Raw genomic sequence first — 12,816 nt, forward strand, 5'->3', positions numbered from 1 at the left:
CTCAGCGGTGGCGGACCGGGTCGATCGACTCCAGCGTCGGCACCACCGGCTTGATCGTCCCGTCGGCCGCGAACTCCATGCGGTCGATGGTGGTTTCCCGGTGCGTACCGTCGCCGCCCGCCTTGCCGGGGCCGTTGACGGCGAACCGGTGGTAGGCGATGTACCACTCGTCCGTGCCGGGGACGTTCACCACCGAGTGGTGGCCGGGCCCCTTGATCCCGTAGCCGAGCCGCTTGGAGAGGATCGTGCCCCGCTTGGTCCACGGCCCCGTCGGGGACGCGCCGGTGGCGTAGGCGACGTGGTAGTTCTCGCTGCCGGTGTCGTCCTCGGACCACATCAGGTAGTAGGTGCCCTTGCGCTTGACCACGAAGGAGCCCTCCCGGAAGTTGTCCGGGGTGAACGTGCGCATCTTCGAGGAGTCGAAGGACGTCATGTCGTCGTTGAGCGGCACGCCGTACGCCTGGCCGTTGCCCCAGTACAGATAGGCCTGGCCGTCGTCGTCGGTGAACACCGACGGGTCGATCATCTGGCCTTCCAGCCGGCCCTTGGGCACCAGCGGCTTGCCCAGCGCGTCCTTGAAGGGGCCCGCGGGGGAGTCGGCGACCGCGACCCCGACCTGCTGTTCGGCGCAGAAGTAGAAGTAGTACTTGCCGTTCCGCTCGGCCATCGCGGGCGCCCAGGCGTACTTGTCGGCCCAGCTCACGTCCGGGCCGAGGTCCAGGATCACGCCGTGGTCCTTCCAGTGGACCAGGTCCTTCGAGGAGTACGCCGTGAACGTGGTCCCGCCCCAGCCGGGGAAGCCGTCCGTCGTGGGGTAGATCCAGTAGCGGCCGTCGGCGTAGCTGATGTCCGGGTCGGCGTTCAGCCCGGGCAGGATGGGGCTGCGCATCGGCACGGCCTCGACGGTCCACTCACGGGTCGTTCCGCCGGCGGACGTGAGCCGGTAGGTCCGGGGCTTGCGGAAGTCGCGCCGGGTGCCGGAGGGCGGGCTGATGGTGGCGCCCGCCGGCAGCGCGAAGCGGGGCGCGAGCCGCCGCAGATCCGCCTTCGGGTCCATCGGCAGCACGGCCTTGGCCGCCGCCTCGGTGACGAGCGCGTACCCCTTCTGGCCCTGAGCCGTGACATCGGCGGGCGCGGCCTGGGACGCGGGATACGTGCGCAGCAGCCGGTCGTACTCGGCCTGCGTCACGGGGAGCACCGTGCCGTGCCGGGGGCTGGCGGGCAGCTGGTAGTTCTGGGACGGGGTCCACTTCCCGGAGGCGAGGTCGGTGGTCTCGAAGGGGATGTAGCCACGGCCGCCGAACTCGTCGATGAACAGGTACCACTTGTTCTCGGTGTTCGACTTGAAGATGGTCGGGCCCTCGCCGCGGTCGATCGCTCCCTTGCCGATGCAGTCGGAGACGAAGTCGTACGAGGTGTCCGTCAGCGACGTGGACTTCTCGGCCGTGATGAACTTCGAGCAGGGCGTACCGGAGGACGGGTCGCGCTCGTCCTTGGTGAAGCGGTAGTAGGAGCCCTTCTCCTTGATGACGGTGGAGTCGATGACCGAGTAGCCGGGGTCGTTCCACACCTTGGGCTCGCTGAAGGTGCGGAAGTCCTTCGTCGTCGCGTACAGCATCTTGTTGTAGGTCGAGCCCGTGTGCTGCGGGTCGTCCTCGGCGTAGAGCTTCGAGGCCCAGAAGACGACGTACTCGCCGAGCTTCTCGTCGTAGTACGCCTCGGGCGCCCAGGTGTTGCCCGCGGTGTCCGGGGAGACCTTGACGAGGCGCTGGTCGGTCCAGTTGACGAGGTCCTTCGACTCCCACACCATGATCGACTTGCTGCCGGTGCGCTGCACCTGGTCCCAGGTGCCGCTGCTGTTCTTGTACATCCGCAGATCGGTCGCGATCAGATAGAACTTGTCGCCCTCGGGGGAGCGGATGACGAAGGGGTCGCGCAGGCCCTTCTCGCCGAGGCTGGAGGTGAGGACGGGCTTCCCGGCGTTCAACTCCCGCCAGTGCATGGGGTCGTTGCCCCGGCTGAGCGCCATCCGTATCTGTTCACCGTCGGCGGTGCCCTCACCGGTGAAGTAGGTGAAGAGATATCCGGCGTACTTCGTCTTGTGCGGGGCCGCGGACGGCGCTCCGCTCAGCGCGGGGCTGGGCGGAGCGGCGAAGACGCTCGTCACCAGCGTGAGCAGGGCGGCGAGCAGCGGCAGGAAGAGCATGCGGGTTGTGCGGGGACCCATGACACATCCTGTGGGAGTCTGGTGGGTTCTGTTGAGCTGGTCGCACCGGAGTGTGTCCAGTGGGGACCCGGTGCGTCAACGGTGTGTCGCCCCTCATGCCGGGCGAAAGTTTTCGACGGATCGGTGCGCGCTCCCGACGCCGCCGCCGCGAGACGAGGGAGCCTGAACGGCCTCCTGATGTCATGCTGTTCGCTTCTGTGGCCATCCTCCGCTTCGGCGGAGCCGAGGTGCTGGAGTACACCGAGGTCGATGCGTCAGAGCCCGGTCCCGGTCAGGTCGCCAAGGTCGTCCTGCGGGACGACCTCCCCGGGGCCGTGGCCGCCCTCACCGACGGGCGGGGCTTCGACGTGGCCATCGACCCGGCCGGCGGTGCGGCCCGCCGGGCGAGCCTCGACGCGCCGGCACGACGCGGGCGCCTGATCGCCATGGGCAACGCCTCGGGGGCGGACGACGTCCCGTCCCGCGCGAACGAGCTGTGGTTCGGCGGCGAGGGCGTCCTCGGCTTCAACCCCGGCGCGCTGAGCGGCGAGCGCCCCGAGGCCGTGTCCGGCGTGCTGCGGCAGGCCGTCGGCGCCGTCCTCGACGGCGAACTGCGCGTGGACGTCGGCGAGGTGCTGCCGCTGCGCGACACCGTCGAGGCCCACCGCCGCATCGAGGGCGGCCGCACCACGGGCAAGCTGGTGCCGGCGATGGAGCAGGAGTGACTTTCGGGGGACTGCGCGTACCGTTGGCTGCGTGACCACTGCTGATGCCGCCCCTCGGCCCCAGTCGCTGATGCTCACGTTCCTGGGGGACTGGGTGATGGGCCGGGACGTGTGCGTGTACTCGGGGAGCGTCATCGACCTCTTCGGCCGCGCCGGCGTCGGCGAGCACGCGACCCGCTCGACGCTCACCCGTATGGTGGGGCGCGGCCTGCTGCGGCGGCAGCGCGAGGGCCGGCGCATGTACTTCGGGCTCACCGAGCGCTCGGAGACGGTGCTGCGGGACGGCGAAAGCCGCATCTGGCAGACCGGAGCGGTCAACCGGAACTGGGACGGCACCTGGACCCTGCTCGGGTTCTCGCTGCCCGAGTCCTGGCAGCGCCAGCGCCACGACCTGCGCTCGCAGCTCACCTGGAGCGGCTTCGGGCCGCTGTTCAGCGGGTTGTGGATCGCGCAGGGCGAGGTCGAGGTGGGCCCGCTCCTCGCCGAGCTGGGCCTGGCCGCGCATGTGAAGGTGTTCCGCGCCCGCGCCGACGCGGGCATGGACATCGGCACGATGATCGAGGAGACCTGGGACCTGCCCGCGCTGGCCGGGCGGTACGAGGAGTTCGTACGCCGCTGGCAGCCCCAGGAGCACACGTCCGCCGGGGACGACGAAGCGCTGGTGGCGCGGCTGCGGCTGTCCACCGAGTGGCTGCGGATCATCCGGCAGGACCCGCGGCTCCCGGTGGAGCATCTGCCCGACGACTGGCCCGCCGAGCAGGCCGAGAAGACGTTCCGCACGGTCCACGAGCGCCTCGCGCCCGGCGCGCGGGCGGCCGCCGAGCGTCTGCTCGACCTGGTACCGGTGCGATAGCCGGGGCGGCCCCGCCCTGCCCTCTCTCCACGAACACGCCGCCGAGCCTGCCCGCTCTCCCGTCGCGCCACCCGTCGCGCCACCCGTCGCGCTGCCCATCGTGCTGTCCTCCTCCGCGCACAAATGTTGTGCAGAACATTGACCGCGGTCGGATATCTGCCTACCTTCGCGGGAACGACGGCACCACCTCGATGCCACCCCCGACGGCACCAGGGAGCCTCCCGTGCAGCCAGCCCCCGCCCCCGTCCCCCCGCCGCCCCCGGACGACCGGCAGCTCCGCCGCGTCGCACTGTCCGGACTGCTCGGCACCGCTGTCGAGTTCTACGACTTCCTCGTGTACGGCACGGTCGCCGCGCTCGTCTTCGGCGAGCTGTTCTTCCCCCGGGCCGACCCCGCGGTCGGCACCATCGCCGCCTTCGGCACCTTCGCCGCCGGATACCTGGCGCGGCCGCTCGGCGGCATCGTCTTCGGACACTTCGGCGACCGGCTCGGCCGCAAGTCGATGCTGCTGCTCACGATGGTCCTGATGGGCACGTGCAGCTTCCTCATCGGGCTCCTCCCGACCTACGACGCGATCGGCGTCTGGGCACCGGTGCTGCTGGTCGCCCTGCGCGTCGCGCAGGGCCTCGCGATCGGCGGCGAGTGGGGCGGCGCCATGCTCATGGTCGTCGAACACGCCGAGCGCACCGGCGGCGCCCGGCGGCGCCGCGGTCTGTGGTCGAGCTTCACCCAGCTCGGCGCCCCGCTCGGCTCGATGCTCTCCGCGGGCGTGGTCACGATCGTCTCGACACTGCCGGACGACGAGTTCCGGTCCTGGGGCTGGCGGGTGCCGTTCCTGCTGAGCGTGGTGCTGCTCGCCGTCGGGCTGTTCGTACGGCTGAGGGTGGCCGAGAGCCCGCTGTTCACCGAGACCCGGACACACGGGCCGGGCGAGCCCGCGCGGGACAAGCCGCCGCTCGCCGAGGTGCTGCGCCGCCCCGGACCGCTGCTGCTCGCCGGGTGCGTCGGCATCGGCGCGTTCACCGCGCAGGCGCTGCTGACCAGCTTCATGATCTCCTACGCCGTCGACCACGGGTACACCCGGCCGCAGGTGCTCACCGCCGTGACCGTCGCCTCCTGCGTGGCGCTCGCCGCGCTGCCCGCCGCCTCCGCGCTGTCGGACCGGGTGGGCCGCCGCCCGGTCGTGCTCGCCGGGGCCGTGGCGTCCGCCGCGCTGGCCTTCCCCGTCCTGGCGCTCGTCGACTCCGGATCGCCCGGGCTGCTGATCCTGGCCCTGGCACTGGGCCACGGCCTGGCGCAGTCCACCATGTACGGACCGCTCGGGGCCCTGCTCAGCGAGATGTTCGGCACCCGGGTCCGCTACACCGGCGCCTCCCTCGGCTACCAGCTCGCGACCCTGGTCGGGGCCGGTTTCTCGCCGATGATCGCGAGCAGTCTGCTGGCGGCCCACGGCGGCGGCAGCACCCCGCTCTCGCTGCTGCTGTGCGGCGGCGCGGCCATCACCGCGCTCACCGTGTGGCGGCTGCGCGAGACCCACACCGACACCCTCGACGCCCGCACCGCCACCACTCCCGCCGACGTTTCCGCCGCCGAAGGAGCCCGCCCGTGAAGCCCCGCGCCCGTGCCCGCACCCTCGCCGCGACCGCCGTGCTCGCCGCCACCGCCCTGCCCGTCCTGCCCGCGCAGGCCGCGAGCGCCGAGGGCGAGCACCTGGAAGGCCACTTGGCGTCCGGGGCCGCGTACATGATGGACATGCCCGCGCGGTGGAACGGCACCGTACTGCTCTTCAGTCACGGCTACGCCCCGCAGGGCGGCCCCAACCCCGCCCAGAACGCGCCGAGTCCACAGACCCGCGCCCGGCTGCTGGACCAGGGGTACGCGCTGATCGGCTCCTCCTACGCCACGACCGGCTGGGCCGTGACGGACGCGGTGCCCGACCAGCTGGCCACGCTGGACCTGTTCGGGCAGCGGTTCGGCGCGGCCCGGCGGACCCTCGCCTGGGGCCAGTCGTACGGAGGGTTCGTCACCACGGCGATCGCCGAACGGCACGCCGACCGCATCGACGGATCGCTGTCGATGTGCGGCCTCGTCCAGGGCGGGGTCGCCAACTGGAACAGCACCCTCGACTCCGTCTTCGCGCTGAGGACCCTCCTCGCGCCGGACTCCGGCATCCGCCTCACCGGCTTCACCGACCAGGCGGACGCCAAGAGCGCGGCGAGCGCCCTCACGGACAAGCTGACGGCGGCCCAGCGGACCCCACAGGGCCGGGCCCGGATCGCGCTCGCCGCCGCCCTGCACAACATCCCCGGCCACAACGACCCGTCACAGCCGAAGCCCGGCCCGGCCGACTGGGCCGGACAGCAGGCCAACCAGTACGCGGCGGTGGGCGGCCTGCTCCGGACCGCCGCGTTCTCCTGGCGGCAGGAGGCCGAATCCCGCGCGGGCGGCAACCCGTCCTGGAACACCGATGTCGACTACGCGGCGATGCTGCGGCACTCCTCGGTGTACAAGGAGGTCACCGCGCTGTACAAGGAGGCCGGGCTGACGCCGCGCGACGACCTCAGGGCCCTCGCCCGCGCTCCCCGCATCACCGCCGACCCGCGGGCCGTGGCCTGGACGCGGAACACCAGCGCCTTCACCGGCAGGCTGACCGACCCGCAGCTGAACATCCACACCACCGGCGACGGGCTGATTCCCGTGCAGTCCGAGAGCGCCTACCGCCGTGCCGCCACCGCCGGCGGATCGGCGGGGCTGCTGCGCCAGGCGTACGTCGACGGGCCCGGCCACTGCGCCTTCACCACCGGTGAACAACTCGCCGCCCTGCACACGCTGGAGCGGCGCCTGGCCACCGGCCGCTGGGACACCTCGCCGGAGGCACTCAACTCCGCGGCGAAGGCGGAGGACCCGGCGGCCGAGCCACGGTACGCCGACTACCGCCCCACCACCTACCCCCGCCCCTACGACCTGGCGCACCCGGACGGCCCGCGCCACCGCGGCTAGTGCCGCGTCAGCCAAGGTTCGCCCCGCTCGCCGCCCTGGCACGGCCATCTGCGGCGTTGCCGAATCGACCGAGTAGGCCCACTACGAGGCCGATCCGGCGCCTTGCATCTGACCGCACCAGGACGCCTCGCTACCGGGCAAACCCTGACTGACGCGGCACTAGAGCCTGCGAAGTCCGGTCAGCACGCGCTCCATCAGCGCGACGGTCGGGGCCTCGCCCTCGCTGGTCTCCGTCTGGTGGACGGCGATCAGCCCCCGGTCCGCCATGTCGCCGAGCAGCACCCTGACCACTCCCAGCGGCACCGAGAGCCGGGCCGCCACCTCGGCCACCGACGTCGGCTCCTGGCACAGCGAGATCACGGGAACGTGGTCGGCGTGGGTGAAGGCGGCGGACTGGTGCCCCAGATCGGTGGTCGTCACCAGGGTCTCCAGCTCGAAGTGATGCTGGGACCTGGTGCGGCCGCCGGTCCAGGTATAGGCCCGCACGAACGAGGGCGAGCCCTGCTGTTGCTGTTCGTGCCCGTCCTCCCACGCGGCGTGCTGCTCGTCCTGCTGCGGCGGGTACGCGTACTGCTCCGGGGAAGCGGGGGGCGGCGCTTCCCCGGGCTGCTGGTGTTCCGCGGACTCCGGCCGGGAGCCGGAGCCCGATTTCTTCCGCCCCCGCCGTGCCTTGCCGAAACTGAACGAGTTGAGCACGTCGGCGAAGGTCTGGTCGTCCTCCGCTCCCTGGTCTCTCCGAGTGTGCCCGGACGGGCCTTCACCGGTGCTCATGATCTCCTCATCCGGGCTAGTGGGCTGCCGTCTGCTGGATTTCCTGCAGCTCCGCGCGCAGTTCGGGGGTCAGCATCTCGCCGACCTGGTCCACGAGCACGGTCATCTCATAGGCCACCTGACCGATCTCGCAGTCCGGCGCGGCCAGGGTCACCAGGCACGAACCGTCCTTAATCGACATCAGCAGCATATGTCCGTACTCCATCTGGATCACCGTGCTCTTCACCTCACCGGTGTCCAGACACCGGGCCGCGCCCTGGATCAAGCTGATGGCCCCTGCGGCGATGGTGGCGAGGTGTTCGGCGTAGTCGTCCGCCAGCCGGTTGGAGGCGGTGAGCAAAATCCCGTCGGCTGATACCACCACGGCGTGGGCCACATTGGGAACACGTTCGGTGAAGTTGGTGACCAGCCATCCGAACTGGCTCACCTCCCGCGGGTGGGGTGAGGTCATGGCTTCTTTCCTGCCCGTTCGTCGATGGGATCTTATCGCTCGTCGGGACGGGCCCGACGGATGCCTGACTGGTAGTTGCTGAGGAAGCTGTGCGTACGGCCCGCGTCCTGGGCCGGCTTCGCCTTGCCGGGGGCCGTGCGCGGCTCGGCACGCTCACCGGGCCGGGGCGTACGCGGAGTCCGCTTCGGCAGCCCGGACTGGGTGCGGGCGGCGCCCTCCGGGGCGTCCGAGGGTTCGGCGGCACCGACCGGGCGGCGGTCCGCCCCGTCCTCCCCGGCACGGGGCCCGGCAGGGCCCGGCAGGGGCTCCGTCTGCTGCCCGGGCGGGGTGAAGAGGCGCGGGGAGCCCTGGGGCCGGGAACTCGCCGACGGGGGACGGGGAGCCGCCGACGTCGACGCCGCGTCATCCGAGGCGGGCGGCTCGAACCACGACGAGCGGGGCGCGCGGGGGGCGTTCGCCCCGGGTTCGCGCTGCTGCTCCGGTCCGGACCGCTGCGGCGGCACCAGGCCGGGCCCGGAGGGACGGGCCCCTAGGGCGTCCTGGGCGTCCCGTCCGTCCGCCGGCGCCCGGTTGGGCCCGGACGGCCCCGGCGCTCCGTTGCGGGACTCCTCCGGTGCGCCCTTGGCACCCGGTCCCGGGCGGCTGATCCCGTTCGCCCCGGGCCCGTTCGTCCCTGGCCCGTTCGTCCCCTCGGCCCCGGCGGGGTTCCGTCGCGGCAGCCGTCGCGGCAGCGGCGAGTCCGCGCCGCTCCCGGCGGAGTCGGGGCGGCCCAACTCGGCGGCGCCCCGGCCCGGGAGCCGCGTACCGGAGTCGGCGGCGGCCGCCGGACGGGCCCCGTTGAGGGACTTGCGCACGGCGGGGGCCGCCGTGGCGGGGCCCGACTCCTGCCGTGGCCGGGCCGGTTCGAACGCCTTGGCGGCGATCGCCGTCGGCGCGGGGCGCCGGGGCGCGTTCCCCCGGGGAGCCTCGCCGGGCCGGTTCGACGGCACCAGGTTGGCCGGGACGAGCACACCGGCCCGCAGGCCCGCGCCCCACTCCGAGCTGAGGTTCACCGAGATGCCGTGCCGGTTGGCCAGACGGCCGACGACGAACAGCCCCATCTGGCGGGAGGACGAGGCCTCCTCGGAGGAGGTCGCCTCCAGGCGCCGGTGCGCCTTGGCCAGTTCGGCGCCGCTCATCCCGATGCCCTGGTCGCGCACCTCGATCAGGGCGGAGCCGTCGCGGCGCGGAGTGGTGCTGATGAACACCTGGGTCTCGGGCGGGGAGAACGCGGTGGCGTTGTCGAGCAGTTCGGCGATGATCCGCGCCAGGTCACCGGCGACGTAGCCGGTCACCTCCACGGAGGCGGAGGGCTGCACCTCGGCGCGCTGGTAGTGCTCGATCTCGGACACCGCGGCCCGCAGGACGTCCTCCAGCGGCACGCGATGACCGTGGGTGCGGACGAGCGTGCTGCCGCAGAGAACCATCAGGTTCTCGTTGTTGCGCCGCATCCGGGTCGCCAGGTGGTCCATCTGGAAGAGGTTCGCGAGCTGGTCCGGGTCCTCTTCGTGGCGTTCGAGCTGCTCCATCAGGCGCAGCAGCCGGTCCACCAGGGTCTGGCTGCGCCGGGAGAGGTTGACCAGGGTGTCCCTCAGGTCGCCGCGCAGCGCGGCCTGCTCCGACGCCAGGCGCACGGCCTGTCCGTGCACCGCGTCGAAGGCCCGGGCGAGCTGCCCGAACTCCTCCGTGGTGTGCACCGGCACGGCACTGACCGAGGTGTCCGCCTTCTCGCCCTCGCGGATGCTGGAGACGGCGGCCGGGAGCCGGTGCTCGGCCACGTCGAGCGCGGTGGAGCGGAGGAGGGTCAGCGAGCGCAGCAGGTACCGGCCGATGGCGAAGCCGATGGAGAGGGCGATCAGCAGCACCGCGAGCAGGGCCACGGAGTACGCGCCGGCCCGGTTGCTGGTGTCGTCCTGCAACTGGGCGGAGTTCACGCGCAGCTTGTCGGCGAGGTTCGTCTCGACCTTCCCGAGGAGCTTCGCGGTCGTTTCCGAGCTGCGGTTCCACTGGGAAGCGGGGATCGGCGGCGCGGTGGCACCCTGCTGGACGCCGGCACCCTGTGCCTGGGACAGCGCGGTACGCACCATTTTCGCGCGCCGGGTCACCAGGTCGCCGGTGACCGTGCGCTGGTAGAGCCGCTGCTCCGCGAGGGTGGCCACGGCCCGGAAGTCGCCGAGCTTGTCCTTCAGGCGGATGTCGGACTCCTCCAGCGCCCGGACGATCTCGGTGTCCACGGGCCGGCCGGGCTTCATCGCCTCCAGGAGGGTCACATGCTGGAGATGGACCTCCTCCTGGGCCGCCTCGAGGTCGTACAGCGCGGACGCCGGGCCGGACAGCTTGGGTTCACCGAACCGGCTGCCCAGGGCCTGGTCCAGGTCGAGCAGGCTGTTGATGACGGTGCGGTACTTGTTCACCGCGTCCCAGGAACCGATGTCGCCGGAGGTCACCTGATCGCGCAGGACGGTTAGCCCGCCCAGGGCCTTGACCGCGTCCTGGTAGCGGTTCCGCGCGGCGCCGTCGAGCTGGGGCGCCCGCTTCGTGCTGCCCGTGAGGACGGTCCGGGCGCGGTCGGTGGACCGGGCCTGCCGCCGCATGGCGGAGTCGCCGTCCGCCGCACCCCGCAGCTGTTCGGCGGCCATGGTCCGCTCCATCTGCAGGCTACCGAGCAGTGGCATCAGCCCGGAGCGCAGCTTGACCAGCCGCTGCATGTCCGCGTACGAGTTCGCGCGTTCGACTTCGCGTTGGATCTGTACGACGCCCAGGGCGACGGCCAGCAGCGCGGGCACCACCAGCACGGCGCCCAGCTTCACCGGCAGCCGCCAGTTTCGCCATTGCACGATGGTGGCCCACAGCCCCGGGCCGCGTGCAACTTCGGCCGCATGCCTTCCCGGGGTCACGAGACGCGCTCCGCGCCCGGAGCGGCTTGGCCACAGCGATGTATCACGATGCGCTTTCTCCTGGGATTTCTCCTGAAGAGGAAGTCGAACGACCGGCGGCACACCGGCCTGGCCGGGGGCGGCGGAAACGCCCACGGCCGGACTGGTGATGTGCCGGCTCGCCCACCTCTACTCGAACAGCTTTCGGCTCGTCATGGCGAGCTCATAGAGGCCGTACGCGAAGGGAATGGCCACCCACAGCCACGCCACGGCCAGCAGAACGGGCGAGGACTTCACGGCCGCGCTCTGCGAAGGTTCGTCCTGGTGAGCCATCAGTTGCCCCTCTCGGCCGGGATGCGGTCGGTGCCGCCCTCTTCCTCCTGCTCGCCCTGCTGGTCCTGGGCGGTCCGGTCGCCCGCGGCCACCGGCTCCGGCTCGTGGAACTTCGGGTTCACCGGGCGCACCAGCTCGTTCGCGACGAAGCCGATGACCAGAAGCGCGATCATGAGGTAGAAGGAGACCGCGTAGAGGCCGGGTCCGGAGTCCCCGGACTTCTTCCCCGAGTCCGCGACGGCGTCCACGATGATAGGCCCGGCGACTCCGGCGACCGACCAGGCGGTCAGCAGCCGGCCGTGGATCGCGCCGACCTCATAGGTGCCGAACAGGTCCTTCAGATAGGCCGGTACGGTCGCGAACCCGCCGCCGTAGAACGACAGGATCACCATCGCCGCGACCACGAACAGCACGGTGCTGCTGTTCTTCCCGAGCAGGATGGTCAGGTAGAGCAGAGCACCCGCGCCCAGGTAGAGGCGGTAGATGTTCTTCCTGCCGATCGCGTCGGAGACCGACGACCACACGAAGCGGCCGGTCATGTTGGCCAGCGACAGCAGGGCGACGAACCCGGCGGCGGCGGTCGCGCTCACCGGGGCGTCGGTGTCCTGGAAGAAGTCCTGGATCATCGGGGCGGCCTTCTGGAGGATCCCGATGCCTGCGGTGACGTTCATGCACAGCACGATCCACAGCAGCCAGAACTGCGGTGTCTTCACCGCGTTCTTCGCCGACACGTTCGCGGTCGTGACGAGCTGCTTGCCGGTCTCCTCGCGGGGAACCCAGCCGGCCGGGCGCCAGCCCTCGGCCGGAACCCGGATGAGCAGCACGCCCAGCGTCATGAACGCGGCGTAGGCGAGGCCGTGCACCAGGAAGGTCCGGGCGATGCCACTGGTGTCGCTGCCGAAGGAGGACAGCATCTGCGAGGACCAGGGGGAGGCGATCAGCGCGCCGCCGCCGAAGCCCATGATGGCGGTGCCGGTGGCCATGCCCGGGCGATCCGGGAACCACTTCATCAGGGTGGACACCGGCGAGATGTAGCCGATGCCGAGGCCGACTCCGCCGACGACGCCGTATCCGAAGATGACCAGCCAGTACTGGCTCGTGGCCACACCCAGCGAGGCGATCAGGAAGCCCGAGGAGAAGGTCACGAGCGACACGAACATCGCCCACCGCGGCCCCTTGCGCTCCACGAGCGTGCCACCGAAGGCGGCGGAGAGGCCGAGGACGAGAATGGCGATCTGGAAGGGCAGCGCGCTGGCCGTACCCGAGATGTCAAGGGCTTTTTCCAGCGGCGTCTTGAAGACGCTCCAGGCGTATGCCTGGCCGATGGAGAAGTGAATCGCCAGTGCCGCCGGAGGAATCAGCCATCGATTCCACCCAGGTCCTGCGATAATGCGAGAGCGGTCGAGAAAACCCACCGATTACCTACCTCCGTCCTCGGGAACCCATTGCCGCAGGCTCTATTTCTGGAGACGCCAAACGTCTCGGGCGGTGGTGAGTGTAGAGCACCTGATCAGCGGCAACAACGACCGGAGATCGCCGCGGGCCCCGCAGTGGAGCAGCCT

The 12,816-nt window shown here is 71.4% G+C and carries 10 protein-coding genes; 4 read left to right on the forward strand and 6 right to left on the reverse strand.

Translation table 11 applies throughout. The features are described from left to right. Nucleotide 1: 1 nt before the first annotated feature. The gene (locus ASC60_RS17455; RefSeq protein WP_055551919.1) at nt 2–2,227 is read right to left on the reverse strand and encodes a family 43 glycosylhydrolase; all 2,226 of its coding nucleotides are present in this window, start codon (nt 2,225–2,227) and stop codon (nt 2–4) included. 182 nt (nt 2,228–2,409) lie between these two features. Between ASC60_RS17455 and ASC60_RS17460 the strand changes: the two genes are divergently transcribed. The 4 genes from ASC60_RS17460 (at nt 2,410) to ASC60_RS17475 (ending at nt 6,784) form a co-directional block, all read left to right on the forward strand. After that, nucleotides 2,410–2,931 (forward strand): zinc-binding dehydrogenase, encoded by a 522-nt coding sequence (locus ASC60_RS17460; protein ID WP_234356994.1) that lies wholly within the window; start codon nt 2,410–2,412, stop codon nt 2,929–2,931. Between the two features lie 70 nt (nt 2,932–3,001). Then, the gene (locus ASC60_RS17465) at nt 3,002–3,784 is read left to right on the forward strand and encodes a PaaX family transcriptional regulator C-terminal domain-containing protein (protein ID WP_055551921.1); all 783 of its coding nucleotides are present in this window, start codon (nt 3,002–3,004) and stop codon (nt 3,782–3,784) included. A 223-nt stretch (nt 3,785–4,007) separates the two neighbouring features. Next, nucleotides 4,008–5,393, forward strand: coding sequence for an MFS transporter (locus tag ASC60_RS17470; RefSeq protein ID WP_055551923.1), 1,386 nt, complete (start codon nt 4,008–4,010; stop codon nt 5,391–5,393). After that, nucleotides 5,390–6,784 (forward strand): S9 family peptidase, encoded by a 1,395-nt coding sequence (locus ASC60_RS17475; RefSeq protein ID WP_055551924.1) that lies wholly within the window; start codon nt 5,390–5,392, stop codon nt 6,782–6,784. Before ASC60_RS17470 ends, ASC60_RS17475 begins: the two co-directional genes overlap by 4 nt. 159 nt (nt 6,785–6,943) lie before the next feature. Here ASC60_RS17475 and ASC60_RS17480 read toward each other — a convergent pair whose 3' ends face one another. The 5 genes from ASC60_RS17480 to ASC60_RS17495 all read right to left on the reverse strand — a co-directional run bounded on the left by ASC60_RS17480 (nt 6,944) and on the right by ASC60_RS17495 (nt 12,669). Beyond that, entirely contained in the window at nt 6,944–7,555 is a 612-nt protein-coding gene (locus ASC60_RS17480; RefSeq protein WP_055551926.1) for a DUF742 domain-containing protein, read from the reverse strand. A gap of 16 nt (nt 7,556–7,571) precedes the next feature. Beyond that, on the reverse strand, nt 7,572–8,006 hold the full coding sequence (locus ASC60_RS17485; RefSeq protein ID WP_055551928.1) for a roadblock/LC7 domain-containing protein: 435 nt from the start codon (nt 8,004–8,006) through the stop codon (nt 7,572–7,574). A gap of 32 nt (nt 8,007–8,038) precedes the next feature. Further along, nucleotides 8,039–10,882 carry a nitrate- and nitrite sensing domain-containing protein gene (locus ASC60_RS17490; RefSeq protein ID WP_159043279.1) on the reverse strand — a complete coding sequence of 948 codons (2,844 nt, stop codon included), beginning with the start codon at nt 10,880–10,882 and terminating at the stop codon, nt 8,039–8,041. 228 nt (nt 10,883–11,110) lie between these two features. Further along, a complete protein-coding gene (locus tag ASC60_RS42245; protein WP_199830980.1) occupies nt 11,111–11,254 on the reverse strand; it encodes a hypothetical protein in 144 nt (47 codons plus the stop codon). Next, nucleotides 11,254–12,669, reverse strand: a complete 1,416-nt coding sequence (locus tag ASC60_RS17495) for an OFA family MFS transporter (protein WP_055551932.1) — start codon at nt 12,667–12,669, stop codon at nt 11,254–11,256. Before ASC60_RS17495 ends, ASC60_RS42245 begins: the two co-directional genes overlap by 1 nt. Nucleotides 12,670–12,816: the final 147 nt, after the last annotated feature.

It is taken from the genome of Streptomyces sp. NBRC 110028 (genome assembly GCF_001417735.1).
In the GTDB taxonomy this organism is placed as follows: domain Bacteria; phylum Actinomycetota; class Actinomycetes; order Streptomycetales; family Streptomycetaceae; genus Streptomyces.